Here is a 26,329-nt window from a genome sequence, read left to right as displayed (position 1 = left end):
TCAGCGCACGACGCGCAGGCGCAATTTCTTCTTCGCGCTCGTGCCAGCCTTGTTCTTCGCAGTGACGACGACCTTCCAGCGACCCGGCTCGAGCACCTTGCCCGCGCGGAGCCGGGCGCGGACGACGACCACGTTCCGACCCGCGTCGAGCCGCTTCGACAACCGCACCGGCTTGCTGCCCGCCTTGCGGAAGGTGAACGTCACGCGAGCGTCGGTGTCGAGCCTGATGGTGGCTTTCGCCTTCGTCGCCGCACGTGCGTCCGAGCCGACGGCACGGATCTTCTTGGTGTTGAGGCGGACTCGGTCGACGACGGGGGCGATCCGGGTGGTCGGGCGGCAGGTGAAGGTGCCCGTGTAGGTGCAGGCGGTGGCGTTGCCGACGCTGTCGGCGAGCACCACCCGGACCGAACCCGGGAGGCTGCCGGCGTACGACACCGACGCGCCGGTCTCGGTGGTGCCGTCGGGGAAGGTCCAGCGGGCGGAGGCAACCCGTGACCACACGTCGTGGGCCTTCACGCTGTAGACCCGGGTGCCACGGGCGGTGCGGGGCGTCTCGCCGGTGATCTCGGTGACGACCGGACCGGCGGCGTCGAGGCCGCGGGCCTGGACGACGTAGCCGGCGCCGTCCTTGCGCGCCCACACCGCGGTGGCGTTGCCGGCGGGGTCGACCGCGACCTGGGGGTTCCAGGCGTCACCGGGCGCGGAGAGGTCGACGGGCTCGGACCACTCACCGCCGGCGGGACGGTTCGCGGCCTCGACGACGCGACCGCCGTCGTCGGCGCGCGACCACAGCACGGTGGCGTTGCCGGCCAGGTCGACCGCGATCTGCGGGTCCCACGAGTCGCGCGCAGGCGTGGAGAGCGAGACCGGCGAGCTCCACGCGCCGCCGGCCTTCCTGGTCGCACTGGTGACGATCCACCCGGCGTCGTACCGCTGCCACAGCGCGGTGACGGTCCCCTGGCGGTCGACGGCGAGCGCCGGGGTGTCGAAGACCTCGCCGCGCGCGAGGTCGACCGGGCTGGTCCACGCTCCACCGAGCGGACGGGTCGCTGTCTGCACGCCGTACTGACCGCCGGCGAAGCTGTGCCAGACCGCGGTCACGGTGCCGGACGGGTCGACGACGACGCGCGGAGCGCGGTCGCTGGCGGTGGTCGTGAGCGCGATCGGCGCCGACCACGTGCCGCCCGCGGGACGGGTGGCCGCCTGCACCGTCGCTGCGGACCTCCAGACGGCGGTCGCGTTGCCCGCCGGGTCGACGGTGACGTCGGTGCTCTTCGCGGGGCTGCCGGCGGGGGACAGGTCGACCGGCGTCGACCAGGTGCCGTCCGTCGTTCGGGTGGCCGACTGGGCGGTGAACCGCCACGGCTGGCCCGGGGGCGCCTCGAAGCGCGACCAGGTCACCGTGACGGTGCCGGCGGCGTCGACCGCGAGCTGCGGCACGTCGGGTTGCTGGCTGGGGTCGAAGGACGGGTCGAAGGAGAGATCGACCGGGGTGCTCCACGTGCCGCCCAGCGGCCGGGACGCGGACTGCACGACGCTGCGGTCGGTGTCGATGCGCCGCCAGACGGCAGTGGCGTTCCCCGCCTGGTCGACGACGACCTGGGGGTCAACGATGCGCCGCCCGCCGGCCACGTCGACGGGAGCGCTCCACGTGCCGCCGACCGGGCGGTAGGAGGCCTGCACGACGTACTGCGTGCCGTTCCAGCGCGACCACAGCACGGTCGCGTTGCCTGCGGAGTCGGCAGCGATGGCGGGCGCGAAGGACGAGCTGCCGGCCGCCGACAGGTCGGCGAAGAGGTTGGTCAGCGGCCGCCAGGTCGGCGCCGCGCCGGCCGGGGGTGCGACGAGCGCCGCCCCCACCAGGCCGGTCGTCACGAGCAGGATGAGATGCCGGATGAGTCGCGCCATGTCGTGCCCCCGTGTCATGAGCACCGGTGGTCCGGCGCGCAGGTGACTCTATGACGCCCGTGGAGCCGTCGTGGTTGTTCCCGGGACAACTGGTTGTATGGACGGCATGCAGCTCGATCTCTCCGCCGACGTCGTCACCCTCACCCAGCAGCTCGTCGACATCTTCTCGGTCAGCCACGAGGAGCAGGAGATCGCCGACGCGGTCGAGGCGGCGCTGCGCACGCTGCCGCACCTCGAGGTGACCCGGCGAGGGCACACGATCGTCGCGCGTACGGACCTCGGGCGCGGCGAGCGCGTCGTGCTCGCCGGGCACATCGACACCGTGCCGCTCAACGACAACCTGCCCTCGCGCCTCGAGGACGGGGTCCTGCACGGTCTGGGCACCTGCGACATGAAGGGCGGCGACGCGGTGATGCTCAAGGTCGCCGCCGACCTCGCCGAGCCCAACCGCGACCTGACCTTCATCTTCTACGAGGCCGAGGAGGTCGACTCCGTCCACAACGGCCTGCGCAAGCTCACCGAGAGCGACCCCGACCTGCTCGAGGCCGACTTCGCGATCCTGATGGAGCCCAGCAACGCGGCGATCGAGGCTGGCTGCCAGGGCACGATGCGCGTCGACGTACGCACCACGGGCGAGCGCTCGCACAGCGCGCGCAGCTGGAAGGGCGTCAACGCCATCCACCTGGCCGCGCCCGTGCTCGCCCGGCTCAACGACTACGAGGCGCGCCGGCCGGTGATCGACGGCCTGACCTACCACGAGGGCCTCAACGCCACCGGCATCCGCGGCGGGGTCGCGGGCAACGTGATCCCCGACGAGTGCGTGGTCGAGGTCAACTTCCGCTTCGCCCCCGACCGGAGCGAGGCCGACGCCGAGGCCTTCGTCCGCGACTTCTTCGACGGCTACGACGTCACGGTGACCGACATGGCCGCCGGCGCGATGCCCGGGCTCGACCGCCCCGCGGCCAAGGCGTTCCTCGAGGCGGTCGGTGGCGAGGCCGCGCCCAAGTTCGGCTGGACCGACGTCGCCCAGTTCACGAAGCTGGGGGTCCCGGCGGTCAACTTCGGCCCCGGCGACCCGATGTTCGCCCACAAGCAGGACGAGCACGTCCCCACCGAGCACGTCGAGCGGTGCGAGCGGATCCTCAAGGAGTGGCTCGCATGAGCGACGGCACCGCGCAGCACCCGCACGACCGGATGAAGGGCCCGGTCATCGAGCGCCGCGGCCAGATCCACGACGAGAGCACGACAGACCAGCGGTTGCTCGATTCGAGGGGTTCCACGGATTGGCTGCACACCGACCCGTGGCGCGTCCTGCGGATCCAGGCAGAGTTCGTCGAGGGCTTCGGCGCGCTGGCCGAGACCGGCCCGGCCATCGCCGTCTTCGGCTCCGCCCGGACGCCCGTCGACCACCCGTTCTACGCCATCGGCGAGGAAGTCGGCCGCAAGCTCGTCGGGGCCGGTTTCGCGGTGATCACCGGCGGCGGGCCCGGAGCCATGGAGGCCGCCAACAAGGGCGCCTGCCAGGCCGGGGGAGCCAGCCTCGGGCTGGGCATCGAGCTGCCCTTCGAGTCCGGCCTCAACGAGTGGGTCGACAAGGGCATCAACTTCCGCTACTTCTTCGCCCGCAAGACGATGTTCGTCAAGTACTCCCAGGGCTTCGTCGTCCTGCCCGGCGGCCTCGGCACGCTCGACGAGCTCTTCGAGGCGCTGACCCTCGTCCAGACCCGCAAGGTGACGTCGTTCCCCATCGTGCTGATCGGCACCGCCTACTGGCAGGGGATGGTCGACTGGCTGCGCGACACCGTGCTGGCGGAGGGCAAGATCAACGCCGACGACCTCGACATGATGGTCCTCACCGACGACGTCGACGAGGCGGTGTCGCTGATGGTCGCCGCCCGCGAGGACCGCTGGCCCACCCTGGCGCCGGAGCGTCCCGAATGACCTGGCTCTTCGCGATCCTCGTCGTCCTCGCGATGGGCGGCGTCGCGGTGGTCGCGTCCGGACGGGGAGGCTCGATGCCCCCTGCGTACGACGACCGCCCCGACGTGCTCCTCCCCGCCGACCGGCCGATCGCGGCGCAGGACCTGCGGACCGTACGGTTCCCACTGGCCGTGCGCGGCTACCGGATGTCCGACGTCGACGCGCTGCTCGCCCGGCTCGCCACCGAGCTCGAGGACCGCGACGCGGACGACGCGGGCCCGCCCGCCTCGTCTGGCGAGCCGTCGCGCGACTAGGGCAGACTGCCGCGTCATGTCGTTCCCCGTCGTCGTCTGGATCCTCACGGCACTGGCCGCCGTGGTGGTCGTGCTGACCCGGCTGCGCCTGAGCGGCGAGGGGGCAGCCGGCCGCTTCTCCATCAGCCGCCGCGTGCCCATGGCGCACTTCGTGTCGGGCCTCGTCGCCCTCGTCCTCTGGGTCGGCGTGCTGCTGGCCCCCGAGGACTCCGCCCTCGGCGGGCCGCTCGTCGGCATCGCGGCGATCGCCTCGTGGTGGGTCACGGCGATCTGCGGGCTGCTGATCCTCGCCCGCTGGCTGCCCGCCAGGGGCCGGCACGTCCCGGAGGCCGCCGGCGACGGCTGGAGCGACGGGCCGGGTCTGTCCCTCCTCGCGCACCTCGGCATGGTCGTCGGCGTGCTGGTGTTCACCTACGCCTACCTCACCGCCGCCGTCTGATGCGGCGGGTCCGCGGCGCGTACGCCGCTCTCCTCGCGCTCCTGGCCGCCACGGCACCGCTCCCGGCGGGCGCCGGTGCGCCCGTCCCGGCGCCGCCCGACCGACCCGCGGTCGTGGAGGTCCGCACGATCGGCCACTCGGTCCAGGGGCGGCCGATCCGGGCGTGGCGCCTCGGCGAGCCGGGGAAGCGACGGATCGTGCTGGTGTCCACGATGCACGGCGACGAGCCGCACACGCGCCGGATCCTGGAGACGTTGCGCGACGGCCGGGCGATCCGCGGCGTCGACCTGTGGGTGGTCCCGACCTACAACCCCGACGGCCTGGCGCGCGGTACCCGCCGCAACGCCCGCGGCGTCGACCTCAACCGCAACTTCCCCCACCGGTGGAAGGACCTCGACGGCAGTCACGAGTCGGGCCCGCGGCCGGCCAGCGAGCCCGAGACGCGGGCGGTCATGCGGTTCCTCGAGCAGGTCGACCCGCGGCGGGTGCTCAGCTTCCACCAACCCCTGCACGGCATCGACACCGACACCAAGGAGCCCGGGTTCGCGCGGCGCCTCGCGCGGGCCCTGCGGCTGCCGCGCACCAGGCTCGACTGCGGTGGGCTGTGCCACGGCACGATGACGATGTGGTTCAACCACCGCTTCGCCGGCTCGGCGCTCACCATCGAGTACGGCGCGCGCCCCTCGCCTCACCGGATGACGGTGCAGGCGCCGCGCCAGCTCCTCGGCGTGCTCGACGCCCGCCGCACGCGCGCGGACTGACGCGCGCGCGGCGGCACGTCACCGACCGGTGAAGACCGGCTTCTGCTTGGCCATGAAGGCGTCGACCGCGGCGAGGTGGTCGGCGGTGCCGCCGGTGAGTCCCATCTTGTCTGCCTCGAAGGCGAGGGAGTCCTCGAGCGTGTGCGCGGAGGCGTGGGCCACCGCCTGCCGGATCGAGCCGAACGCCACGGTCGGGCCCGACGCCAGCCGCCTGGCCAGGTCGCCGACCGCCTGCGGGAACTCGTCCGCCGTCACGACCTGCGTGGCCAGGCCCAGCTCGAGCGCCTCCGCCGCGCCCACGGTGCGCGGGAAGTAGAGCAGCTCCATCGCCTTGGCCCGGCCCACGAGCCGCGGCAGCGACCAGCTCGCGCCGGTGTCGCAGGACAGCGCCACCCCGGCGAACGAGGTGTTGAAGCCCGCCGTGTCGACGAGGACCCGGAAGTCGGCGGCGAAGGCGAGGCTGGCGCCGGCGCCGGCCGCGACGCCGTTGACGGCGGCCACGACGGGCTTCGCCATCGTGGCGAGGGCCAGCACGATCGGGTTGTAGTGCAGCTCGACGGTCTCCGACAGCGGGATGTCGGCCTCGCCCTTGAGGCCGGCCAGATGCTCCTTGAGGTCCTGGCCGACGCAGAACGCACGCCCGCTGCCCGTGAGCACGACGCATCGCACCTCCGGGTCCTCGGCGACCTGGTGCACCGTGTCGCGCAGCAGCTCCTTGGTCGCCACGTCGAGGCCGTTCATGGCCTCGGGTCGGTTGAGCGTGATCGTCGCGACCGCGTCCGCGACGTGGAGCAGGACGGGAGCGGGAGCGGCATCGGGCTGCGTGTGCGGGGTCGTCATGGCGGCAGTCTGCCCGACGCCACACGCGGCGTCGGCCGCCCTGTGGTGCCGATCACGCGTGCCATGGGGGATAATGGTGCGCGTACGACGCCGATCGAGGCGGCCAGCACGACTCAGCCGCCTCGTTTCGCATGTGAAGAGCCGCATCCAGTGATGGCTGAACCAGGAAGAGGTGCGCCGATGGCCGCCATGAAGCCCCGTACGGGCGACGGACCCCTCGAGGTCACCAAGGAGGGGCGCGGCATCGTCATGCGCGTCCCGCTCGAGGGCGGCGGCCGGCTGGTGGTCGAGCTCAACGCCGAGGAGGCCACGGCCCTCGGCGACGCCCTCAAGGGCGTCGTCGGCTGATCGTGCCCGTCACCGCGCTGCCGACGCAGGTCTCCCCGCCCGAGTTCGCCCTCAGCCCCGCGCTGCCGCACCAGATCGGCGGCGCGGAGGTGTGGGCCTACCCCGTCCTCCCCGGTGAGGACGGGCCGTTCCTGGGCCCGGGGGCCGACGAGGCCGGCGAGGCCCTCGGTCTCGACCTGCTGGCCGCGCTCGAGGTCGCTCGCGCCACCGGACGTACCGGCGAGGTGACCACGGTCCCCGTGGGCGCCCGCGCCGCGGCCGAGGGCCCGGGGCTCGTGCTGCTCGTCGGCGTGGGCGAGGCGACGACCACCGACTTCCGGCGAGCCGGTGCCGCCCTGGCGCGCGCCACCAAGGACCGCGCGAGCGTCGTGACGACGCTCGCGGCGATCGCCCCCGACGACGGCCTCGAGTCGGTCGTGGTGGGAGCGATGCTGGGCTCGTTCGCCTTCCACTGGCGCTCCGGCGGGCCGAAGGAGCACCCGGTCGCACGGATCGTCCTGGCGGGCGTCAGCGACGACGACGGCGCCGACGACGAGCTCGCCCGCGCCCTGGCGCTCGGGGGTGCCGGTTGGCGCTCGCGTGCCCTCGCCACGGTGCCGGCCAACCTCAAGACGCCGGCCTGGCTGGCCGAGCAGGCGATCGAGGTCGGCGAGGCCGCGGGCCTCGAGGTGAGCGTCTGGGACGCCGAGCAGCTCGAGGCCGAGGGCTTCGGCGGGATCCTCGCCGTCGGCGGCGGCTCGGCCAACGAGCCGCGCCTGATCCGGATGGACTACACGCCCCGCGGGGCCACGCGGTCGTCGTCGAGGAAGATGCCGACCGTCGTGCTCGTCGGCAAGGGCATCACCTTCGACAGCGGCGGTCTCGACATCAAGCCCGCCGAGGGCATGCTGACGATGAAGCGTGACATGAGCGGCGGCGGCGCCGTGATCGCGGCGATGGCAGCGCTGGGCGACGTCGACTGTCCCGTCCGGGTGGTCGGGCTCGTCCCCGCCGCTGAGAACGCCGTCAGCGGGACGGCGATGCGTCCCGGCGACGTCATCACCCACTTCGGCGGACGCACCTCCGAGGTCAACAACACCGACGCCGAGGGACGGCTGGTCCTCGCGGACGCGATGGCCTACGCCGTCAGCGAGATCGAGCCCGTCGCGCTGCTCGACATCGCGACCCTCACCGGCGCCATGAAGGTCTCGCTGGGCCAGTGGACCGGCGGCTACTTCGCCAACCACGAGGGCCTCGCCGCGCATGTCGAGGCGGCCACCGCGACCTCCGGCGAGAACGCCTGGCGGATGCCGCTGGTCGCCGACTACGAGGACAAGATCGCCTCCAAGATCGCCGACGGCGACAACGCCGCGGGCGGCGCGGGCGCGATCACCGCGGCACTGTTCCTGCAGCACTTCGCCGGAGACGTGCCCTGGGCGCACGTCGACTTCGCGTCCGCGGCGGAGTCCCCGACCGACCGCCACGAGTGGACGGCCGGGCCCAGCGGCTGGGGTCCGCGCCTCCTGCTGGCCTGGCTCGGGTCCGACGACCCGCTCGCCGGGATCGTCTGATGCTGGGCCTCACCGTCCGCTGGTCGCTGGCCGAGGCGCCGGACGGCGTCGAGCAGCAGCTCGCCGACTACGTCGCCGAGACGTCCCACGCCCGATTCACCGGCATGTCCGGCCTGCGGTTCAAGACGTGGCGCCAGGTGCCGGGGGAGTGGTTCGAGGGGTGCTACGTCTTCGCCACCAGCGAGGCGCGCGAGGAGTTCCAGCGGACCTTCACCGAGGGCGCCGCGCAGGCACCCGGCTCGCAGATCGTCGGCAGCGCGCCGATCCTCGTCGAGGCGTGCGACGTCGTCGCGATCGCCGAGGGCTGGGAGGGCTTCGTCGCCTCGCCGCACCTGTCTCCGGCCGACGGTCGCGGCTAGGCCTCCGGGGCCCACTCCTTCTTGGCGGCCAGCAGGCCGTCGCCGACCGGGAGCAGCACCGGCACGAGGGCCTCGTGCTCGAGGATCGTGCGGCCGAGGTCGCGGATGGTGACGGTCTCCTCGTCGCGCTGCGCGGGGTCGGCGACGCGGTCGTGCCACAGCGCGTTGTCGAAGGCCACGATCCCGCCGGGGCGCAGGAGCCGCAGCGCCTCCTTGAGGTAGGCGGCGTACTCGCGCTTGTCGCCGTCGCAGAAGACGAGGTCGTAGTGGCCGTCGGTCAGCCGGGGCAGCACGTCCAGGCCGGCGCCGGCGATCGTACGGGCGCGGTTGCCGGGGATGCCGGCCTCGGAGAAGGTCTCCTTGGCCAGGCGCTGGTGCTCGGCCTCGATGTCGACCGTGGTGAGCACGCCGTCGGCGCGCATGCCGCGCAGCAGCCACAGGCCCGACACGCCCGTGCCGGTCCCGATCTCGACTACTGCTCGCGCGTCGAGCACCGAGGCGAGGAAGCGCAGGGCGGCGCCGACGCCGGGGCCGACGGGAGCCACGCCCACCTCGTCGGCGCGACTGCGGGCGGCGGCCAGGAGCTCGTCCTCGGCCACGAACGTCTCGGCGTAGGACCAGCTCGCGGGCTTGATCGGCGGGGTGTGGTTCGGCACGCGGCGACTCTATCGCGCACCCGACCCCGCACGTGGGCGGGAACACACGGGGGCCGCCGCTCGTTGGGTGCTGTGATCCGGCAGTGGTGCGACGTGGACTTCTTGGCCGGAGCGCATGTGGTTCACAGGGAACTCTCAGGGGCGGTCCCTACGGTCAGGAAGGACAGCGAACCGTTGCAGCTGCGGTCGAGGAAGACGAGCCAGGGAGCTCACGTGGGCGAACAGGTCGACACCACCCCCAGTTCCGGAACCCCCGGTCCCGGACCGGGCGCCGGCCGTGACGACGTGCCCACGTGGGACGAGGTGGTCGAGCAGCACTCCGACCGTGTGTTCCGCCTGGCCTACCGCCTCACCGGCAACCGTCCGGACGCCGAGGACCTGACGCAGGAGGTCTTCGTCCGCGTCTTCCGCTCGCTCGACGCCTACACCCCGGGCACCTTCGAGGGGTGGCTGCACCGCATCACCACGAACCTGTTCCTCGACGGCGCCCGTCGCAAGCAGCGGATCCGGTTCGACCCGCTGTCCGACGAGCGCGCGTCCCGGCTCACCAGCACCTCGCCCGCCCCGGACCTCGCCGTCGCCGATCGGACCTTCGACGACGACATCGAGACCGCGCTGGCCACGCTCCCGCCCGACTTCCGCGCGGCCGTGGTGCTGTGCGACGTCGAGGGCCTCAGCTATGAGGAGATCGCCGAGATCATGGACGCCAAGCTCGGCACCGTGCGCTCGCGGATCCACCGCGGACGCACCATGCTCCGCAAGGCGCTGGCCCACCGTGAGCCGGCCGCGGGTCGCTCGCGCTACTCCGGTCCGATCGCCCCCCAGCCCCGCGGGCCGGTGTCGTGATGTCCCACCTCGGCGCACGCGTCAGCGCACTCCTCGACGGCCGGCTCGCCCCGGACGAGGAGGAGCGCTGCTGGGCCCACGTCCACACCTGCCACGCCTGCCGTGACCTGGTCGAGCAGGAGGGCTGGGTCAAGACCCAGCTCGCCCAGCTGTCCTTCGGGGCCGGCCAGCCGTCGCGTGACTTCAAGTCCGCCCTCGTCGGTCGCTGCTCGGCCCTCCAGCCGCCGTCCGGGTCGTCGTTCGCCCCCGTTCCACATTCCTCGACGCACCGTCCCCGCCGCGGCCTGATGGCCCTCGGTGGCGGCGCTGCGAGCGCGTGCGTCGTCGGCGTGCTGGCGCTCGGCGTCGCCGGCACCCCCCGCGTCGAGCCCCGCCCCCCGGCGACGGACCTGAGCCGGCCGACAGGCCCGGTGAGCCCTGCGACCGGCGTCGTCACCGTGGATGACCGCTCCACGCGCGGGCCGGCAGCCCCCTCCCGGACGCCCCTGGCCGAGCGCCTCGTGGCGATCCGGGAGAAGATTGCCCCGTGAGCGACGAGCAGCGCCCCGACGACCAGGCCCCGGACCAGCAGCCCGAGGAGCCGACGCAGCCGCTCGCCGGCTGGCGTGCCGCCGAGCCCGCCGACAGGTCCTCGGCCCAGCCCGACGGGCGCCCGTACGGTGCGGACGCGGCGACGGACGGGATGCTCGCGGGTCCTCCGCCCCACCGCTCCGCGGACGGCGAGCCGCCGCACCAGCCCCATGGCGGGCCCGGTCCGGAGCAGGGTGCGCCCACCGTGCCGTTGCAGCACCCCGGTCCCGGGTGGTTCGGCCCCGGCCCCGGTCCCTACCCGCCGCGTCCGATGTACGCCGCGCCGCCGCCCCGCGCGCGCCGGCTGCCGCTCTGGGTGTGGCCGGCCGTGGCCTGCCTGGCGCTGGTCGTCGGCGTCCTGGGTGGTCTCGCGGGCGGTGCGCTGCAGGACGAGCTGGCCTCGCAGCGCGGCACCAACGACAACGGCCTCGGCGGCGTCCGCACCCGCGCGGCCGCCCCGCTCGACGCCGAGAACGGCTCCGTCGCGGCCGTCGCGCAGGCGCTGCTGCCGAGCACGGTCCAGATCGTCGCCGAGGTCGACGGCCGCGCCGGCGGTGCGACCGGGTCGGGCTTCGTGCTCGACCGGGACGGGCACATCGTGACCAACAACCACGTGGTGGCCCCGGCGGCCGAGGACGACGGCGTGATCACCGTCATCGACCAGGCCGGGCAGCGCCTCGACGCGAAGGTGGTGGGCCGCAGCCCCGTCTACGACCTCGCGGTGCTCTCCGTCGACGGTGCGGGCGGGCTCGAGCCGGCGGCGCTGGGCGCCTCCCAGGCCCTCAACGTCGGTGAGTCCGTCGTCGCGTTCGGGGCCCCCCTCGGCCTGAGCCAGACCGTGACCTCCGGCATCGTCAGCGCGCTCAACCGGCCCGTCACCACCTCCGGGGAGTCCGACGACGAGTCGTCCTACATCAACGCCGTCCAGACCGACGCGGCCATCAACCCCGGCAACTCCGGCGGTCCGCTGGTGAACCTGTCCGGCGAGGTGGTCGGGGTCAACTCCGCCATCGCCACGACCGGGGGCGCCACCCGCGACTCGGGCAACATCGGCGTGGGCTTCGCCATCCCGATCGAGCAGGTCCGCACGACGGTCGACCAGATCCTGCGCACGGGCCGCGCGGAGTACCCCGTGATCGGGGCCCAGGTCCGCACGGGCGCGGAGCCCGACTCCGACGGGGCGACGATCACCGAGGTCATGCCCGACACCCCGGCCGCCCGGGCCGGCCTGGAGGCCGACGACGTGATCGTGGCGGTCGACGACCTCCCCGTCAGCGACGGCATCGCCCTCATCGTGGCCATCCGTACGCACCTGCCGGGCGAGACCGTCGAGATGGCGGTGGTCCGCGACGGCGAGGAGCGGGTCGTCGAGGTCGAGCTCGACGGCAAGGTCGGCTAGTCCCCGCGCCTCCGGGAAGCCCCCGAGGGCGGCTGAGCGGCTACTCCGGGCGCTCGGTGCCGGCCTCCGCCTCGACGAACGGGTGCTCGTCCACGAACGCGCGGGTGTCGGCGTACATCCGCTGGATGAAGTCCTCGAGCTGCACGCGCTCCACGCGCCACTGCCCGCGGCCGCCGATCTTGATCGCGGGCAGCTCGCCCCGGCGCACCAGCGCATAGACCTGCGCGCTCGAGGTGTTGAGCACCTCGGCCACGTCGGCGAGCGTCAGGAACCGGGGGTCGTCTGCCATGGGCCAATCGTGCCACCGACGCCCCGCCACGTCGCCGACCGGCCGGCGCCTGTGGAGGGACAGGTGTGAAGTCCGCCGTGAGTGGCAATGATGGCGCCGTGCCTCGGAACACGTCTCGGACCCGACCCCGCTCCTCCGCCCATGTCGGCCAGGCCGGCGAGGTGCCGGCTGCCACCCGGGCGGCGCCGCCGGGATGGCGGGACCCACGGCTGTGGGTGGGCGTCGTGCTGGTCACGGGGTCGGTCGTGGCGGGCGCGCGGGTCCTGGCCGGCGCGGACGACATGACGCCGGTCTGGGCGGCCTCGAGCGACCTGCTCGACGGGCAGACGCTGACGGCGGACGACCTCCGGGCGACGCACGTGCGCTTCGACGAGGAGGCCGACCGCGACCGCTACCTCGAGGTCGCCGACGAGCTCCCGGCCACGCTGACCCTGACCCGGCCGCTGGCTGCAGGCGAGCTGGTGCCGGAGGCAGCGCTGGGGGAGGAGGGCCCCGACGACACCGTGGCCGTCTCGATCGCGGTGGCCGCCGAGCACCTCCCGACAGACGTGGCCCGGGGGTCGCGCGTCGACGTGTGGGTCATCGCCGACCGCACCCTCGCCCAGCGCCGCTCCCGGGGTGGCGCCGAGCTCGTCCTCGGCGACATCGCCGTGCTCGACGCCCCGGTCGTGACCGACGCGTTCGCCTCGGCGACGACCCGCCAGCTCGTCCTCGCCGTGCCGGGGGCCGACGAGGAGTCGCTGGGGGTGCTGCTCGCCGCCAGCGGCGACGACCGCGTCCGTGTCGTCGGCAGGTGACGGCGTCGTGATCTGCGTGCTCGTGCTCGCCGCCGGCGAGCCCTGGGAGTCCCCGGCCCTCGCCGACCTCGAGGCCCACCCGGGCGTCGTGGTGCTCAAGCGCTGCGTCGACGTCGACGACCTGCTCGCCTCCGTCACCAACGGGCAGGCCGACGTCGCCGTCGTCTCGCTCGACGCCCCCGGTCTCGACCCGGCCAGCGTGTCGCACCTGCGGCGCCACGCTGTGCGCCCGGTCGCGGTGACCTCTGCCCGATCCGGCGACCTCGACGTGCGCGAGCTCGCCCGACGACTGGGCATCGGGGCGGTCGTCGGCGCGGGCGAGCTGGCGTCCCTGCCGGACGCGGTCACGACGGTCGAGGACGTGGCCGACACCCGCGTCCGGGGCGAGCAGCCGTCCCTCGAGGCTCCCGGTGTCGCCGGCGAGGTCGACCTCGCCGGCGAGGGCAGGCTGGTGGCCGTCTGGGGTCCTGCCGGCGCACCGGGCCGCACCACCGTCGCGACCAACCTCGCGTGGGAGGTGGCCCGGCGCCGGACGGCGGTCGTCCTCGCCGACCTCGACCCCTACGGCGGAGCCGTGGCCCAGCAGCTCGGGGTCCTCGACGAGGTGTCCGGGCTGCTGTCGGCGTCGCGGCTCGCCGCGGCCGGACAGCTCGACGAGCGGTTCGCCTCGGTGTGCCGGGGTGTGGGCGAGCACCTCGCCGTCGTCACCGGTCTCCCGCGACCCGACCGGTGGCGGGAGGTCCGGCCCGCCCAGGCCGACCAGCTGCTCGAGGCGGCGCGCGGCCACGGGCACGTCGTCGTCGACACCGGCTTCAGCCTGGAGGACGACGCGGGGTCCGACCTGGGCGCCCGCCCCGGGCGCAACGCCCTGACCCTCGCGGCGATCGAGCAGGCCGACGAGGTCCTCGTGGTGGGCTCGGCCGACCCGGTCGGACTCGCCCGGCTGGCTCGCGGCCTCGTCGACCTGCGCGAGCGCTCGACCGGCGCCCCGGTGCGGGTCGTGGTCAACCGCATGCGCGCGTCCATCGGCTGGTCGGAGAAGGAGATCGCCGGCATGGTCGAGGGGTTCAGCCGCGTCGCAGGGCTGCACTTCCTCCCGGAGGACCGCGAGGGCCTCGACCAGGCCCTCGTCTCCGGACGGGCCCTCGCCGACCTCGGCGACTCACCGCTGGTGGAGGGCCTGTCGGTGCTTGCCGACGCAGTGTTCCCCGCCAGCGTCCGGCCGGCTCCTGTACGTCCCAGGTGGCGTCGACGAGGACGAAGGTTCTGATTTTCGTCAAGATTTCGTTAAGTTGGGAGTCCCCTTTCTAGGAGATTCCCATGGTGGATCGCATGCGACCGGCCGGATCGGCCCTCGTGGCCCTCGCGCTGACGCTGTCGACGACCGCGTCCCTGACCGCCGTCACGCTGGCGCCGGCCCATGCCCTGCGCCAGGGAACCACGGGCGCGGACGTCATCTCCGGCAACGCGCGACCCAACCAGATCATGTCGCTCGGTGGACGCGATCGCGTGAAGGGACGGGGCGGCGACGACCGCATCCACGCCGGCAAGGGCCACGACACGGTCACCGGCGACGACGGCGACGACTGGATCAGCATGCAGCCCGGCGACGACTGGGTCGCGGGCGGTGCCGGCAACGACACCATCGACGGCGGCCAGGGTGATGACCTGATGTACGGCGGCGAGGGCGACGACAAGCTCGCCTCGAGCGGCGGACGCGACGTCGTCCACGGCGAGGCGGGCAACGACCTGCTCGGCGGCAACCTCGGCAACGACCAGCTCTTCGGCGGGGAGGGCTCCGACAAGCACATCGGTGGCGCCGGCGACGACCACATCGACGGGGGACCCGGCGACGACGGGGCGATCCAGGGTGGTCCGGGTGATGACGTCCTCATCGACGGGGCCGGCAACGACACCAAGGTCAAGGGCGACGAGGGCGACGACACCGTCTTCCTCGGTCCCGGCGCCGACAAGGTGTTCGGCGAGCAGGGCAACGACACGATCTACGTGCTGCCCGACGGGCAGGAGGACAGGATCCACTGCGACGACCCCACCCAGAGTGACAACGGCACCAACGATCGGGTGATCTACGTGGGCGCGCGCGACCCGCTGGACGTCATCGACTACCGCGGCAGCTGCGAAGTCGTCATGGTCGTCCAGCAGGCCCCGGCGGGCTGGCCGTACTGACCGGAGCTGCGCTGCCCTCCGTCAGGCGGCGAACAGCAGGTACAGACCGCCCACGGTGAAGCCCACCATCGCGAGGAGCAGCGGCAGCTGGCCCGTCAGCTGGTGGTTCCGCGGTAGCAGCCTGACCGCACGGTCGTGCGCGGCGACCACGCCGACGACGTGGCCGACGGCCACCGCCACGACCTTGGTGACGGCGAGGAAGGTCGGGTGCATCGACAGCCAGTAGTTGACCTGCAGGTCCGCCGTGCCGAGGTAGTCGTCGCCGCGCGTGAACGGGTCGCTGAGCTGGATGATGGTCTGCTGGCCGTACTCGACGAAGTAGGTCAGGTAGTGGGCCACGATGTAGCCGACGATGATCGGCACCACGGAGTGGGCGAACAGGTCCGGCAGCGCCCGCCGGGGAGTGGAGTCGGTGACACCGGTCGCCATGGTCGCAGCCGCCAGCACCAGCCCGACCCCGGCGCAGAAGACGACCAGCGCGAGGGAGTCGGGCAGCACCCGCGGCACCGACATCTCCTGCACCACGCCGAGCCAGGCCGTCGACTCACGGAAGGAGTCGAAGGCGGTGCTGCCGAAGAGCACGGCCACCACGGCGACCAGCCCGGGGCGGGCCACCACGGTGTCGAGGTTGGCCAGCGGGCTGCGCAGCACCAGGCGACCGTCTCGCCGGCCCCAGACCGACAGCTTGGCGACCAGCGATGAGTAGACCTCGAAAGGGTCGGCGCGGGCCAGGAAGGTCGTGCCGAAGAGGGCAGACCCCACCAGCATGATCCCGAGGTAGGCCGCGCACCACAGGCGCACCGGGCCGAGGTCCGTGGAGCTCGGGTAGACGAGCTCGAGCCACACGAAGGCGAACAGGCCGGCCGCCGCCGGCCAGTAGCCGAGGCGGGCGGGGTAGGCGTACAGGCCCTCGCCCGGCGGGGCGCCGGAGACCTTGGAGAACAGCGTGCTGATGGTGCGCGCCGGACTGATCGCCCGGAAGACGGGCCCGAGGAGCAGCGAGGCGGGGACCAACCCGACCCACAGCAGCACGTAGAAGGTGCCGAGGAACGGGTTGATCAGGGTGTCCTGGCCGAGGACCGCGGCCGCCCCGACGTAGAGGAAGGCCACCATCCCGAAGGTGCGTGCCGCCACGGTCAGCGCCGTCGAGGACACGAGTCGGTCGAGCCACTCAGGGGCGCGCCGTCCGCTGGTGGCGGCGTCGTAGCGGGGCTCGCGCCAGGCGACGGCGAGCACCGTGAACGAGATGACGAGGGCCGCGACCGCTCCGGCGATGGCGAGCTCGGAGGGGATCGGCAGGTCCTTGGCGCCCCCGAGGCCGTGCGCGGAGACCGCGCCGCCCACGCCTGCGGGGACCGTGCTGGTGAGCGACACGCTCAGCGGACCTCGAGCTGGAGCAGGACGAGGTCGGGGTCGTGGCTCTCGACCTCGACGACGCCGGGCCGGTCCACCGTGATCTCGTGCTCGGAGGTGCCCGCCCCGTAGGCGATGTCCTGCTCCGGCGTGCTGTGGACGTGGAGCTCGCCGGCCTCGTCGGCGTCGATGGTGAGCACGAGCGTCTGGCCGACGCCGAGCTCGACGCGCTCGCCGTTGGGGGTGAAGTCGCCGCCCTCGCGCGTCACCGTGACGGCGACCGTGTCGTCCTCGGGGGCGGTCGTCGCGTCGTCGGTGGGCGTGGACGTCGCGTCGTCCTCGGGGGCGGCCGTCTCGTCGGTGGAGGTGGTCTGCGACGTGTCCGCGGGGGCCGGTTCCTCGTCGCCGCCGCACGCGGAGAGTCCCGCGGCGAGGACGAGGACGACGGGGGCGAGGCGGGCGAGGGCACGAGCGGACAAGGCATCTCCTTCGGCGGTTCTGGGGCTCTGCCAGAATCCCATGCGGGATGAAGGATCGATGACCCGGCCTCAGGAAGGGGCGACCCATGAGTGAGCGGCTCCGGCCGCGGGACCTGGCCATCCTGGCCGCAGAGTCCCCCACGACGCCCATGCACAACGCCACGGTGGAGATCTTCGACCCGGGAACCTCCGGTTTCGACCACGACCGGCTGGTGGAGCTGATCGCCGACCGGATCGCGTTCGTGCCGCGCTACCGCCAGCGCCTGCAGCTCGTTCCGGGGCGGTTGGCCAACCCCGCCTGGGTGGACGACGAGAACTTCGACCTCGGCTACCACGTACGCCGCTCGGCGCTGCCCCGTCCCGGCTCGATGGACCAGCTGCGCGAGCTGGTCGCCCGCATCGCGTCCCGCCCGCTCGACCGCAGCCGACCGCTGTGGGAGTGCTACTTCGTGGAAGGACTCGAGCACGGACGCGTCGCCCTGCTGGCCAAGAGCCACCAGATCCTGGTCGACGGCCGCGAGACCGTCGACATCGGACAGGTCCTGCTCGACACGTCCCCCGACCGCTCCACCCTGGGGCACGACGACGACTGGCGCCCCCGGCGTACGGCCGGCCCGGTGGCGGCGGCGCTCGACGCGCTCACCGACAGCCTCGAGCGGCCCAGCACGGCATGGCTGACCGCCCGCGCCAACGCCGAGGCCCTGGGTCGTCGGGCGTCCGCCTCAGGCGCCAGGGTGGCAGAGGTCGCCCACGCGCTCGCCGGGCGCGGACCGGTGCACGCCACCCCGGTCCACCGGCGGCTCTCGCAGCAGCGTCGCTTCGTCACCGTGCACACCGAGCTCGCCGACTACCGCGCGATCCGCGAGGTTCACGGCGGCACCGTCAACGACGTCATCCTCGCCACCCTCGCCGGCGGCCTGCGGGGCTGGCTGATGACGCGGGCGGAGTCGATGGCGGGGCTCAAGGCGATCAAGGCCTTCGTGCCGATGTCGGTCATCGACGACGAGCTCGAGGCGACCTCGCTCGGCAGCCAGGTCACCGGCCACGTGGTGAACCTGCCGATCAGCGAGCCCAGCCCGGTCGTACGCCTGCACCAGGTCAGCTACGACCTCCGGGCCCACCGCGACAACGGCCGCAACGTCTCGGCCCGGCGGCTCTCCGGCATCTCCGGCTTCGCCCCGACCACGTTCCACGCCCTCGGCTCCCGCCTCGCCGCAGCCGAGCTGCGCCACGGGTTCCACGTGTCGATCACCAACGTTCCCGGTCCGCAGTTCCCGCTGTACGCCGACGGTGCGCGGATGCTGGAGTCCTACCCGGTCCACCCGCTGCTGCCCGACCACCCGCTCGCCATCGGGGTGACGTCCTACGACGGCGGCGTGTTCTACGGCATCACCACCGACCGCGACGCCGTGCCCGACGCCGACACCCTCGGTCAGTGCGTGCTCGAGGCGCTGGAGGAGCTCAAGGACTCCGCTTCCGACAGCCGGCCGCGCGCGCCGCGCGGACGCAAGCGCGCAGCGCCCACGAGGTCGGGCGGCAGGTCGACCGGCAAGGCCGGGAGCAAGACCGGGAGCAAGACCGGGAGCAAGGCGGGCAGGCCGTGACCCGGCGCTACGCCCCCTCGACGCTGGTCCTCCTCGCCGAGGACTGGGAGGCCGCCGGCCCGCGGCTCGTCGACGCGGTGGTCGCCGCCGACGACGGCGAGGAGAGCGAGTACGCCGCGCTGATGACGGCCGCCGACGCCTCCGCCGAGCTCGTGGCGGGGTTGCCCGACGGGAGGCGGCGTCGGGTGGTGGTGGTGGTGGAGACCGCGGACGTCGCGGCGTCCGCGACCTGGCGCGACGTGGTGGCTGTCCACGTGGACAGCGAGGACGACGCGGATCCCGACGACGACCTGGCCTGGTGGGCCACGCAGGAGGTCGGCGCACTCCTCGGGGCAGACTGACCTGCTGCTTTGAGGCGTACGCCCGTCTCTGACACGATCAGCGGCATGGACGCGATCACCTTTCCGCCGGCCCCCACCAACGAGCCGAACCTGACGTACGCCCCCGGCAGTGCGGAGCGCGAGGCGCTCGTCGCGGAGCTGGCGCGGCTGGAGAAGAAGCAGCAGACGTTCCGGGCCGTGGTCGGCGGCAAGCGCCGCAACGGTGGGGGAGCGGAGATCAAGGTCGTCCAGCCGCACGACCACGCCCATGTGCTGGGCACGCTGAAGAACTCCACGACCAAGGACGCCGAGGCCGCCATCAAGGCCGCCGCCGACGCCGCGCCGGCGTGGCGGGCGATGCCGTTCGACGAGCGGTGCGCGATCCTGCTCAAGGCCGCCGACCTCCTGGCCGGTCCGTGGCGCCAGACCCTCAACGCGGCGACGATGCTCGGGCAGTCCAAGACGGCGTTCCAGGCCGAGATCGACGCGGCGTGCGAGCTGATCGACTTCTGGCGGTTCAACGTCCACTACGCCAAGCAGATCCTCACCGACCAGCCGATCGCCAACAGCCCCGGCATCTGGAACCGCACCGACCACCGCCCGCTCGAGGGCTTCGTCTACGCGATCACGCCGTTCAACTTCACCGCGATCGCGGGCAACCTGCCCACCGCCCCGGCGCTGATGGGCAACACGGTGATCTGGAAGCCGTCGCCGACCCAGCAGCTGGCCGCGTCGCTGACGATGGAGCTGCTCGAGGAGGCCGGCATGCCGCCCGGCGTGATCAACATGCTGCCCGGCGACGGCCTCGACGTCTCGAAGGTGGCGCTGGCGCACCGCGACCTCGCCGGGATCCACTTCACCGGCTCCACCCCGACCTTCCAGCACCTGTGGCGCACGGTCGGGGAGAACATCACCGGCTACCGCTCCTACCCGCGCATCGTGGGCGAGACCGGGGGCAAGGACTTCATCGTCGCCCACCCCAGCGCCGACCCCGACGTGCTGCGCGTGGCGATGATCCGCGGCGCGTTCGAGTTCCAGGGCCAGAAGTGCTCCGCGGCCTCGCGTGCCTACGTGCCCAAGTCGGTGTGGGCGAAGATCAAGGACCAGCTGATCGCCGACACCGAGGCGCTCGCGATGGGTGACGTCACCGACCTCACGAACTTCATGGGCGCGGTCATCGACGACCGGGCCTTCGCCAAGCACAAGGCGGCGATCGCGCGTGCCAAGCGGCAGAAGCACCTCACCGTGCTCGCCGGCGGGCAGGTCGACGACTCGGTCGGCTACTTCGTGAGGCCCACGATCGTGGAGTCCACCGACCCGACCGACCAGATGTTCTCCGACGAGTACTTCGGCCCGATCCTCGCCGTCCACGTCTACGACGACGACCGGTTCGAGCAGGTCGTGGAGCAGATGGAGTCGTTCGCCCCGTACGCCCTCACCGGCGCGATCATCGCCCAGGACCGCGCTGCGATCCGCTGGGCGCGGATGACGCTGCGCTTCGCCGCGGGCAACTTCTACATCAACGACAAGCCCACCGGCGCCGTCGTCGGCCAGCAGCCCTTCGGCGGCGGCCGCGCGTCGGGCACCAACGACAAGGCCGGCGCCGCGGTCAACCTGCTGCGCTGGACCTCGCCCCGCTCCATCAAGGAGACCTTCGTGCCGCCGAAGGACCACCACTACCCGCACCAGGGCTGACGTCGGGACCCGGTCGTACGTGGGGGAGGATGGGGGCGTGGTCGCCCTCGTCCTCCCCCACGTCGCGTCGTGGCACATGGGTGCCCTGCACCCCTTCGAGCAGGCGCTGACCCTCCTGCTGGCCTTCGGTCCGTTCGTCGTCCTCGGGTTCGTGCTGTGGCGGCGCCGCAAGGAGGACGCCGCCGTGGCCGACGATCAGGAGAGCGAGCGCACGGACCTCAGCGGCTGAGCCACTCCTTGCCGACGCGGTGCTCGACGTCGAGGGCGTCGGAGAACAGCCCAGCGACGAGACCCTCGATCTTGCCGCCCACCAGGGGGATGCGCACGCTGAGGTCGAGGTCGACGACCTGCACGGTCGTGCTGCCCGACTCGACGAGCTCGATCGTGCCCACCGCCTCCCCGGGCTTGCCGGGGATCGCGATCTCGACGTCGCACGAGGTGGGCGACGTCCAGGTCTCGGTCTGCACGACGACGATCTCGTCGCCGGCGAACTTGCGGGCGAAGGACGGCAGGTCGTGGCCCGAGCGCACCTGCTCGATCCGCACGACGTCGCCGTCGACGCTGGCCGAGCCACGCACCACCTTCTGCCGGACGAGGACCTCCTCGCGGAACGCGACGTCGTCGAGCATCGCGACGACGGCCTCGGCCGGGGCGTCGTAGGCCATCTGCTTGGTGATCTTCGTGCTCATCGGGCCACCGCATCCTGTGTCGTCGTCGGGCGTCGGGGAGGCGCCGGACAGGGGTCCGGACCAGGCGCCCATCATGGCCCAGACAGGCGCTCGGCGCGCCGGGAGGACCCCGTGTCGTGAGGGTCACACATGGGTCTAGGGTCGGAGCGTGGCGACGCCTGAGGAGACCAAGGACCGACAGCTCGACGCAGCGACGGAGGCCCGTCCGGAGTGGGGCGACCTGCTGCGTGCCTACTACCGGCACGTGGCGCCGGAGGACGTGGCGGAGCGCTCGCCCGAGGACCTGCTCGGTGCCGTGGCCTCGCACCGCGAGCTCGCCGTGTCACGGCCGCAGGGCACGGCAGCCGTACGGGTCGTGACGCCCACGATCGCCGACTCCGGCTGGTCGGCCTCGGGACGTTCCGTCGTCGAGGTCGTCACCGACGACATGCCCTTCCTCGTCGACTCGGTGACCATGGAGCTCAACCGGCTCGGGCACACCGTGCACGCGGTCTTCCACCCCCAGTTCGACGTCGAGCGCGACATCACCGGCGAGCTCCAGCACGTGCACGCCCACGAGCCGGAGGCCGGGTCGCGGGCAGGTGCCGAGTCGTGGATGCACGTCGAGGTCGACCGCACCGACGACGACGAGGACGCCGAGATCACCGAGGGCCTGCAGCGGGTCCTGCGCGACGTGCGCGAGTCCGTCGAGGACTGGGAGAAGATGCACGCCCAGGCCCTCGCCGTGGTCGCCGAGCTCGACCAGGACCCGCCGCCGCTGCCGGCCGACGAGCTGCGCCAGGGCCGTGAGTTCCTCACCTGGCTCGCCGACGACCACTTCACCTTCCTCGGCTACCGCGAGTACCTCCTCGAGGCCGTCGAGGGCGCCCCGGACGAGTGCGGGCTGCGCGCCGTGCCCGCCACCGGGCTCGGCATCCTGCGCCACGACCAGGACCTCTCCAGCTCGTTCGCCAAGCTTCCTCCGGTGGTCAAGACCAAGGCCCGGGAGAAGAAGCTCCTGGTGCTGGCCAAGGCCAACTCCCGCGCGACCGTGCACCGTCCGGCCTACCTCGACTACGTCGGGGTCAAGACGTTCGGCCCCGACGGCGAGGTCGTCGGCGAGCGCCGCTTCCTCGGCCTGTTCTCCAGCGCGGCCTACACCGAGTCGGTGAACCGGATCCCGGTGCTGCGCGAGAAGGTCGCCGAGGTCATGCGCCACGCCGGCTTCGACCCCCGCAGCCACGCGGGCAAGGCGCTGATGGACACGCTGGAGAACTACCCCCGCGACGAGCTCTTCCACACCTCGCCCGACGAGCTCGCGCCCGTCGCGCAGGACGTGATGAGCGCCCGCGAGCGCCGCCAGCTGCGGGCGTTCGTCCGCCGCGACACCTACGGCCGCTACGTCTCGGTGCTCGTCTACCTTCCCCGCGACCGCTACAGCACCGCCGTGCGCGAGAAGTTCTCCGACATCCTGCGCGAGCAGCTCGGCGGCGAGCACGTCGAGTTCACCGCCCGGGTCAACGAGTCGACCACGGCCCGCGTGCACTTCGTCGTCCACCCGCCCAAGGGTGCCCAGGTCCCCGCGATCGACGTCGCCGACCTCGAGCGACGCCTGATGGAGGCCTCGCGCTCCTGGCGCGACGACTTCATGGCGGCCGTCGTCGCCGAGTACGGCGTGGACCGCGGCTCGCAGCTCGCGCGTGCGTGGGCCGACGCGTTCCCCGAGGCCTACAAGGAGGACTTCGAGCCCTCCCGCGGCTCGGCCGACCTCGGCCGGATCGAGGCGATCGAGGGCGACGAGGGCATCGACCTCGCGCTCTTCGACCAGGACCAGCAGGCCGGCGTCTACCGCCGTGGCGAGTCGCGGCTCAAGGTCTTCCGGGTCGGGGAGCCGCTGTCGCTGAGCGCGGTGCTGCCGATGCTCACCTCGATGGGCGTGGAGGTCGTCGACGAGCGCCCCTACGAGCTGTCCGGGCTGGGCCGCTCCACCCACATCTACGAGTTCGGCCTGCGCCACGGCCGCGCCCTGTCGCCCCACGAGCGGACCCTGTTCGCCGAGGCGCTGCGCGCCGTCTGGGACGGCTACAACGAGATCGACGGCTTCAACCAGCTCGTCCTCGCGGCCGGGCTCACCTGGCGGCAGGCGACGGTGCTGCGGGCGTACGCCAAGTACGCCCGGCAGGGCGGCTCGCCGTTCGCGCTGGACTACATCGAGGAGGCGCTGCGCAGCAACGTCGACATCACCCGGCTGCTCGTCGAGCTGTTCGAGGCACGCTTCGACCCCGGTCGCGGCGACCGGGCGCTCGAGCACGACGCGGAGGCCCGCGTCGCGAAGGTGGAGGCGCTCGAGGAGAAGCTCGCCCGCGCGCTCGACGAGGTCGTCAGCCTCGACCACGACCGCATCCTGCGCTCCTACCGCACCCTGGTCCGGGCGACGCTCCGGACGAACTTCTTCCAGCGCTCGACCACGGGTGACGTGCACCCCTACATCTCCTTCAAGCTCGAGCCGTCGGCCATCCCCGACCTGCCCGAGCCGCGACCGCGCTTCGAGATCTTCGTCTACAGCCCCCGCGTCGAGGGCTCGCACCTGCGCTTCGGCTCCGTCGCGCGCGGCGGCCTGCGATGGTCGGACCGACGCGACGACTTCCGCACCGAGGTGCTGGGCCTGGTCAAGGCGCAGATGGTCAAGAACACCGTGATCGTGCCGGTCGGCGCGAAGGGCGCGTTCTTCTGCAAGCAGCTGCCCGACCCCTCCGACCGCGACGCCTGGCTGGCGGAGGGAGTGGCCTGCTACAAGACCTTCATCTCCGGCCTGCTCGACATCACCGACAACCTCGTCGGCGGCGAGAACGTCCCGCCGGCCGGGGTGGTGCGCCACGACGGGGACGACTCCTACCTCGTCGTCGCGGCCGACAAGGGCACGGCGACCTTCTCCGACATCGCCAACGGCGTGGCCAAGGACTACGGCTTCTGGCTCGGTGACGCGTTCGCGTCCGGCGGCTCGGTCGGCTACGACCACAAGGCGATGGGCATCACGGCCCGGGGCGCGTGGGTCTCGGTGCAGCGGCACTTCCGCGAGATGGGCGTCGACTGCCAGGCCGAGGACTTCACCGCCGTCGGCATCGGCGACATGTCGGGCGACGTCTTCGGCAACGGCATGCTCTGCTCCGAGCACACCCGGCTGGTGGCCGCCTTCGACCACCGCGACATCTTCATCGACCCCGACCCCGACGCGGCCTCCTCGTACGCCGAGCGGCGCCGGCTCTTCGACCTGCCGCGCTCGAGCTGGAAGGACTACGACTCCTCCCTGATCTCCGAGGGCGGTGGGGTCTGGTCGCGCTCGGCCAAGTCGATCCCGGTCTCGGCCCAGGCGCGCACGGCGCTCGGGCTGGCAGCCGACGTCACCGCACTGACGCCCGCCGAGCTGATGAGGGCGATCCTGCTCGCCCCGGTCGACCTGCTGTGGAACGGCGGCATCGGCACCTACGTGAAGTCGTCGGAGGAGACCGACGCCGACGCCGGCGACAAGGCCAACGACGCGATCCGGGTGGACGGCCGGGACCTGCGCGCGCGCTGCATCGGCGAGGGCGGCAACCTCGGCTTCACCCAGCTCGGCCGCGTGGAGTACGCCCGGTTCGGCGCGAGCGGCGAGGGCGGCCGGATGAACACCGACTTCATCGACAACTCCGCCGGCGTCGACACCTCCGACCACGAGGTCAACATCAAGATCCTGCTCGACCGCGTCGTGCGGGCCGGCGAGATGGACGAGGACGCCCGCAACGAGCTGCTGGCCGAGATGACCGAGGAGGTGGGCGAGCTGGTGCTGCGCGACAACTACGAGCAGAACCTCGCGCTCGCCAACGCCGAGGCGCACGCCCCGTCCCTCCTGCACGTCCACGAGGACTGGATGCGCGCCCTCGAGCGTCGCGGGGTGCTCAACCGGGAGCTCGAGGGCCTGCCGTCGACCCGGCAGGTCAAGCGCCGGCTCGACCGCAAGGAGGCGCTGTCGGCTCCCGAGCTGTCGGTGCTGATGGCCTGGACCAAGATCGTGCTGGCCGACGAGCTGATCGAGTCCGACCTGCCCGACGACCCCTACCTGCGCGAGGACCTGCTCGCCTACTTCCCCAGCCGCATGAAGCCCGACCTCGAGGCGGCCATCGAGGCCCACCCGCTGCGCCGGGAGATCATCGTCACGCAGGTCGTCAACGACCTCGTCAACGGCGCCGGCATGACGTTCTGGCCGCGCCTGCAGGGCGAGACCGGGGCCAGCCCGGCCGACCTCACCCGCGCCAACTTCGTCGCGCGGGAGATCTTCGGCTCGCTGCCGCTGCGCCAGGAGGTCGCCGCGCTCGACAACCAGGTGCCCGCCGAGCGGCAGACGCGGATGCGCATCGAGATGCGTACGCTCGTCGAGCGCGCGTCGCGGTGGCTGGTCACCAACCGCCGCCCGCCGCTCGACTCCAGCGCCACCGTCGAGTTCTTCCGGACCCGCGTGCAGGCGGTGATGGCCGAGCTGCCCGCGATCATGAGCGGACGCGAGCTCGACGACTACCAGGCCCGGGAGAAGCGCCTGACCGACCAGGGCGTGCCGGCCGACCTCGCCTCTCGCGTCGCGGTGCTCGCCTGCTCGTACGCCACGCTGGGGATCGTCGAGACGGCTGACCGGCTCGGCCTCGACCCGGTCGAGGTCGCGCGGGTCCACTTCGCGCTGGGGGAGCGGCTCGGGCTGCCCGCGCTGGTCGAGCGGATCTTCGCGCTGCCGCGCGAGGACCGCTGGCAGACCATGGCGCGTGCGGCGGTGCGCGACGACCTCTACGGCGTGCACCAGCAGCTGACCGCCCAGGTGCTGGAGACGACCGACCCCGACGCCCTCGCCACCGCGCGGGTGGCCGCGTGGGAGGACGCCGACGAGGAGCTGATCGATCGCTCCGCCGCCACGCTGGAGGAGATCTGCCGGGAGGAGACGGCCGAGCTGGCCCGCCTCTCGGTGGGGCTGCGCGTCGTACGCGGCCTGCTGGCCTGACCGG

Annotated in this window: 26 protein-coding genes; 19 read left to right on the top strand and 7 right to left on the bottom strand. The window is 72.8% G+C overall.

The features are described from left to right. Nucleotides 1-1,908, bottom strand: coding sequence for a PKD domain-containing protein (locus IE200_RS12395; protein ID WP_191279793.1), 1,908 nt, complete (start codon nucleotides 1,906-1,908; stop codon nucleotides 1-3). A gap of 106 nt (nucleotides 1,909-2,014) precedes the next feature. On the opposite strand from IE200_RS12395, the gene dapE reads away from it, so the two are divergent. Genes dapE through IE200_RS12370 form a run of 5 tightly spaced genes read left to right on the top strand, consistent with a single transcriptional unit; the run spans nucleotide 2,015 to nucleotide 5,342 of the window. Then, on the top strand, nucleotides 2,015-3,070 hold the full coding sequence (dapE, locus tag IE200_RS12390; protein WP_407940997.1) for a succinyl-diaminopimelate desuccinylase: 1,056 nt from the start codon (nucleotides 2,015-2,017) through the stop codon (nucleotides 3,068-3,070). Beyond that, complete coding sequence (locus IE200_RS12385) at nucleotides 3,067-3,849, top strand: LOG family protein (RefSeq protein WP_191279791.1); 783 nt, start codon at nucleotides 3,067-3,069, stop codon at nucleotides 3,847-3,849. Before dapE ends, IE200_RS12385 begins: the two co-directional genes overlap by 4 nt. Then, nucleotides 3,846-4,142 carry a DivIVA domain-containing protein gene (locus tag IE200_RS12380; RefSeq protein WP_191279790.1) on the top strand — a complete coding sequence of 99 codons (297 nt, stop codon included), beginning with the start codon at nucleotides 3,846-3,848 and terminating at the stop codon, nucleotides 4,140-4,142. The genes IE200_RS12385 and IE200_RS12380 overlap by 4 nt, the downstream gene beginning before the upstream one ends. A 16-nt stretch (nucleotides 4,143-4,158) precedes the next feature. Beyond that, nucleotides 4,159-4,581, top strand: a complete 423-nt coding sequence (locus IE200_RS12375; protein ID WP_191279789.1) for a hypothetical protein — start codon at nucleotides 4,159-4,161, stop codon at nucleotides 4,579-4,581. After that, entirely contained in the window at nucleotides 4,581-5,342 is a 762-nt protein-coding gene (locus IE200_RS12370) for a M14 family zinc carboxypeptidase (protein WP_191279788.1), read from the top strand. The genes IE200_RS12375 and IE200_RS12370 overlap by 1 nt, the downstream gene beginning before the upstream one ends. An 18-nt stretch (nucleotides 5,343-5,360) precedes the next feature. Here IE200_RS12370 and IE200_RS12365 read toward each other — a convergent pair whose 3' ends face one another. Continuing rightward, entirely contained in the window at nucleotides 5,361-6,182 is an 822-nt protein-coding gene (locus IE200_RS12365; RefSeq protein WP_191279787.1) for an enoyl-CoA hydratase/isomerase family protein, read from the bottom strand. Between the two features lie 180 nt (nucleotides 6,183-6,362). On the opposite strand from IE200_RS12365, the gene IE200_RS12360 reads away from it, so the two are divergent. Genes IE200_RS12360 through IE200_RS12350 form a run of 3 tightly spaced genes read left to right on the top strand, consistent with a single transcriptional unit; the run spans nucleotide 6,363 to nucleotide 8,439 of the window. After that, entirely contained in the window at nucleotides 6,363-6,530 is a 168-nt protein-coding gene (locus IE200_RS12360; protein ID WP_082748240.1) for a DUF3117 domain-containing protein, read from the top strand. 2 nt (nucleotides 6,531-6,532) lie between these two features. Next, nucleotides 6,533-8,080: a leucyl aminopeptidase family protein gene (locus tag IE200_RS12355; protein ID WP_191279786.1), complete on the top strand. Its 1,548-nt coding sequence runs from the start codon at nucleotides 6,533-6,535 to the stop codon at nucleotides 8,078-8,080. Then, nucleotides 8,080-8,439, top strand: coding sequence for a hypothetical protein (locus tag IE200_RS12350; protein WP_191279785.1), 360 nt, complete (start codon nucleotides 8,080-8,082; stop codon nucleotides 8,437-8,439). Before IE200_RS12355 ends, IE200_RS12350 begins: the two co-directional genes overlap by 1 nt. Here the strand turns inward: IE200_RS12350 and IE200_RS12345 are convergent. Then, a complete protein-coding gene (locus tag IE200_RS12345; protein WP_229856455.1) occupies nucleotides 8,436-9,095 on the bottom strand; it encodes an O-methyltransferase in 660 nt (219 codons plus the stop codon). The two genes, IE200_RS12350 and IE200_RS12345, sit on opposite strands and share 4 nt — an antisense overlap. Nucleotides 9,096-9,380: 285 nt before the next feature. Between IE200_RS12345 and sigE the strand changes: the two genes are divergently transcribed. The 3 genes from sigE to IE200_RS12330 are packed head-to-tail and all read left to right on the top strand — an operon-like array spanning nucleotide 9,381 to nucleotide 11,910. Beyond that, entirely contained in the window at nucleotides 9,381-9,941 is a 561-nt protein-coding gene (sigE, locus tag IE200_RS12340; protein ID WP_229856482.1) for an RNA polymerase sigma factor SigE, read from the top strand. Then, on the top strand, nucleotides 9,941-10,471 hold the full coding sequence (locus tag IE200_RS12335) for an anti-sigma factor family protein (protein ID WP_191279783.1): 531 nt from the start codon (nucleotides 9,941-9,943) through the stop codon (nucleotides 10,469-10,471). The genes sigE and IE200_RS12335 overlap by 1 nt, the downstream gene beginning before the upstream one ends. Beyond that, nucleotides 10,468-11,910 carry a S1C family serine protease gene (locus tag IE200_RS12330; protein ID WP_191279782.1) on the top strand — a complete coding sequence of 481 codons (1,443 nt, stop codon included), beginning with the start codon at nucleotides 10,468-10,470 and terminating at the stop codon, nucleotides 11,908-11,910. Before IE200_RS12335 ends, IE200_RS12330 begins: the two co-directional genes overlap by 4 nt. A gap of 40 nt (nucleotides 11,911-11,950) precedes the next feature. Here the strand turns inward: IE200_RS12330 and IE200_RS12325 are convergent, their stop codons facing one another. Continuing rightward, nucleotides 11,951-12,199 (bottom strand): helix-turn-helix domain-containing protein, encoded by a 249-nt coding sequence (locus IE200_RS12325; protein ID WP_191279781.1) that lies wholly within the window; start codon nucleotides 12,197-12,199, stop codon nucleotides 11,951-11,953. 98 nt (nucleotides 12,200-12,297) lie between these two features. Between IE200_RS12325 and IE200_RS12320 the strand changes: the two genes are divergently transcribed. The 3 genes from IE200_RS12320 to IE200_RS12310 are packed head-to-tail and all read left to right on the top strand — an operon-like array spanning nucleotide 12,298 to nucleotide 15,183. After that, the gene (locus IE200_RS12320; protein WP_191279780.1) at nucleotides 12,298-12,996 is read left to right on the top strand and encodes a CpaB family protein; all 699 of its coding nucleotides are present in this window, start codon (nucleotides 12,298-12,300) and stop codon (nucleotides 12,994-12,996) included. Then, nucleotides 12,980-14,266 (top strand): AAA family ATPase, encoded by a 1,287-nt coding sequence (locus IE200_RS12315; protein ID WP_191279779.1) that lies wholly within the window; start codon nucleotides 12,980-12,982, stop codon nucleotides 14,264-14,266. The genes IE200_RS12320 and IE200_RS12315 overlap by 17 nt, the downstream gene beginning before the upstream one ends. Nucleotides 14,267-14,316: 50 nt before the next feature. Then, nucleotides 14,317-15,183 carry a calcium-binding protein gene (locus IE200_RS12310; protein ID WP_191279778.1) on the top strand — a complete coding sequence of 289 codons (867 nt, stop codon included), beginning with the start codon at nucleotides 14,317-14,319 and terminating at the stop codon, nucleotides 15,181-15,183. A 21-nt stretch (nucleotides 15,184-15,204) separates the two neighbouring features. On the opposite strand, the gene IE200_RS12305 is transcribed toward IE200_RS12310, so the two are convergent. Then, nucleotides 15,205-16,557, bottom strand: coding sequence for a hypothetical protein (locus IE200_RS12305; RefSeq protein WP_229856454.1), 1,353 nt, complete (start codon nucleotides 16,555-16,557; stop codon nucleotides 15,205-15,207). A 2-nt stretch (nucleotides 16,558-16,559) separates the two neighbouring features. Next, complete coding sequence (locus IE200_RS12300; RefSeq protein ID WP_191279777.1) at nucleotides 16,560-17,015, bottom strand: hypothetical protein; 456 nt, start codon at nucleotides 17,013-17,015, stop codon at nucleotides 16,560-16,562. An 86-nt stretch (nucleotides 17,016-17,101) separates the two neighbouring features. Here IE200_RS12300 and IE200_RS12295 point away from each other — a divergent pair, with 86 nt between their 5' ends. The 4 genes from IE200_RS12295 to IE200_RS12280 are packed head-to-tail and all read left to right on the top strand — an operon-like array spanning nucleotide 17,102 to nucleotide 20,863. Beyond that, the gene (locus IE200_RS12295; RefSeq protein WP_191279776.1) at nucleotides 17,102-18,619 is read left to right on the top strand and encodes a WS/DGAT/MGAT family O-acyltransferase; all 1,518 of its coding nucleotides are present in this window, start codon (nucleotides 17,102-17,104) and stop codon (nucleotides 18,617-18,619) included. Then, complete coding sequence (locus IE200_RS12290) at nucleotides 18,616-18,960, top strand: DUF6912 family protein (protein WP_191279775.1); 345 nt, start codon at nucleotides 18,616-18,618, stop codon at nucleotides 18,958-18,960. The genes IE200_RS12295 and IE200_RS12290 overlap by 4 nt, the downstream gene beginning before the upstream one ends. 45 nt (nucleotides 18,961-19,005) lie before the next feature. After that, complete coding sequence (pruA, locus tag IE200_RS12285; protein ID WP_191279774.1) at nucleotides 19,006-20,634, top strand: L-glutamate gamma-semialdehyde dehydrogenase; 1,629 nt, start codon at nucleotides 19,006-19,008, stop codon at nucleotides 20,632-20,634. Nucleotides 20,635-20,671: 37 nt separating this feature from the next. Next, complete coding sequence (locus IE200_RS12280; RefSeq protein ID WP_191279773.1) at nucleotides 20,672-20,863, top strand: hypothetical protein; 192 nt, start codon at nucleotides 20,672-20,674, stop codon at nucleotides 20,861-20,863. Here IE200_RS12280 and IE200_RS12275 read toward each other — a convergent pair. Continuing rightward, nucleotides 20,853-21,323, bottom strand: a complete 471-nt coding sequence (locus tag IE200_RS12275; RefSeq protein WP_191279772.1) for a DUF2505 domain-containing protein — start codon at nucleotides 21,321-21,323, stop codon at nucleotides 20,853-20,855. The genes IE200_RS12280 and IE200_RS12275 overlap by 11 nt on opposite strands. 148 nt (nucleotides 21,324-21,471) lie before the next feature. On the opposite strand from IE200_RS12275, the gene IE200_RS12270 reads away from it, so the two are divergent. Beyond that, nucleotides 21,472-26,325 (top strand): NAD-glutamate dehydrogenase, encoded by a 4,854-nt coding sequence (locus IE200_RS12270; protein ID WP_191279771.1) that lies wholly within the window; start codon nucleotides 21,472-21,474, stop codon nucleotides 26,323-26,325. Nucleotides 26,326-26,329 lie beyond the last annotated feature (4 nt).

Origin of the sequence: Nocardioides flavus (ex Wang et al. 2016) (genome assembly GCF_014653115.1) — a bacterium.
GTDB classification, from domain to species: Bacteria; Actinomycetota; Actinomycetes; order Propionibacteriales; family Nocardioidaceae; genus Nocardioides; species Nocardioides flavus.
This window is presented reverse-complemented; position numbering and strand designations above follow the sequence as displayed.

What these genes read in the sequence shown, in the direction of transcription:
- IE200_RS12395 (WP_191279793.1), bottom strand. Translation starts at nt 1,908, where the DNA reads ATGGCGCGACTCATCCGGCATCTCATCCTGCTCGTGACGACCGGCCTG.
- dapE (WP_407940997.1), top strand. Translation starts at nt 2,015, where the DNA reads ATGCAGCTCGATCTCTCCGCCGACGTCGTCACCCTCACCCAGCAGCTC.
- IE200_RS12385 (WP_191279791.1), top strand. Translation starts at nt 3,067, where the DNA reads ATGAGCGACGGCACCGCGCAGCACCCGCACGACCGGATGAAGGGCCCG.
- IE200_RS12380 (WP_191279790.1), top strand. Translation starts at nt 3,846, where the DNA reads ATGACCTGGCTCTTCGCGATCCTCGTCGTCCTCGCGATGGGCGGCGTC.
- IE200_RS12375 (WP_191279789.1), top strand. Translation starts at nt 4,159, where the DNA reads ATGTCGTTCCCCGTCGTCGTCTGGATCCTCACGGCACTGGCCGCCGTG.
- IE200_RS12370 (WP_191279788.1), top strand. Translation starts at nt 4,581, where the DNA reads ATGCGGCGGGTCCGCGGCGCGTACGCCGCTCTCCTCGCGCTCCTGGCC.
- IE200_RS12365 (WP_191279787.1), bottom strand. Translation starts at nt 6,182, where the DNA reads ATGACGACCCCGCACACGCAGCCCGATGCCGCTCCCGCTCCCGTCCTG.
- IE200_RS12360 (WP_082748240.1), top strand. Translation starts at nt 6,363, where the DNA reads ATGGCCGCCATGAAGCCCCGTACGGGCGACGGACCCCTCGAGGTCACC.
- IE200_RS12350 (WP_191279785.1), top strand. Translation starts at nt 8,080, where the DNA reads ATGCTGGGCCTCACCGTCCGCTGGTCGCTGGCCGAGGCGCCGGACGGC.
- IE200_RS12335 (WP_191279783.1), top strand. Translation starts at nt 9,941, where the DNA reads ATGTCCCACCTCGGCGCACGCGTCAGCGCACTCCTCGACGGCCGGCTC.
- IE200_RS12325 (WP_191279781.1), bottom strand. Translation starts at nt 12,199, where the DNA reads ATGGCAGACGACCCCCGGTTCCTGACGCTCGCCGACGTGGCCGAGGTG.
- IE200_RS12310 (WP_191279778.1), top strand. Translation starts at nt 14,317, where the DNA reads ATGGTGGATCGCATGCGACCGGCCGGATCGGCCCTCGTGGCCCTCGCG.
- IE200_RS12295 (WP_191279776.1), top strand. Translation starts at nt 17,102, where the DNA reads ATGAGTGAGCGGCTCCGGCCGCGGGACCTGGCCATCCTGGCCGCAGAG.
- pruA (WP_191279774.1), top strand. Translation starts at nt 19,006, where the DNA reads ATGGACGCGATCACCTTTCCGCCGGCCCCCACCAACGAGCCGAACCTG.
- IE200_RS12275 (WP_191279772.1), bottom strand. Translation starts at nt 21,323, where the DNA reads ATGAGCACGAAGATCACCAAGCAGATGGCCTACGACGCCCCGGCCGAG.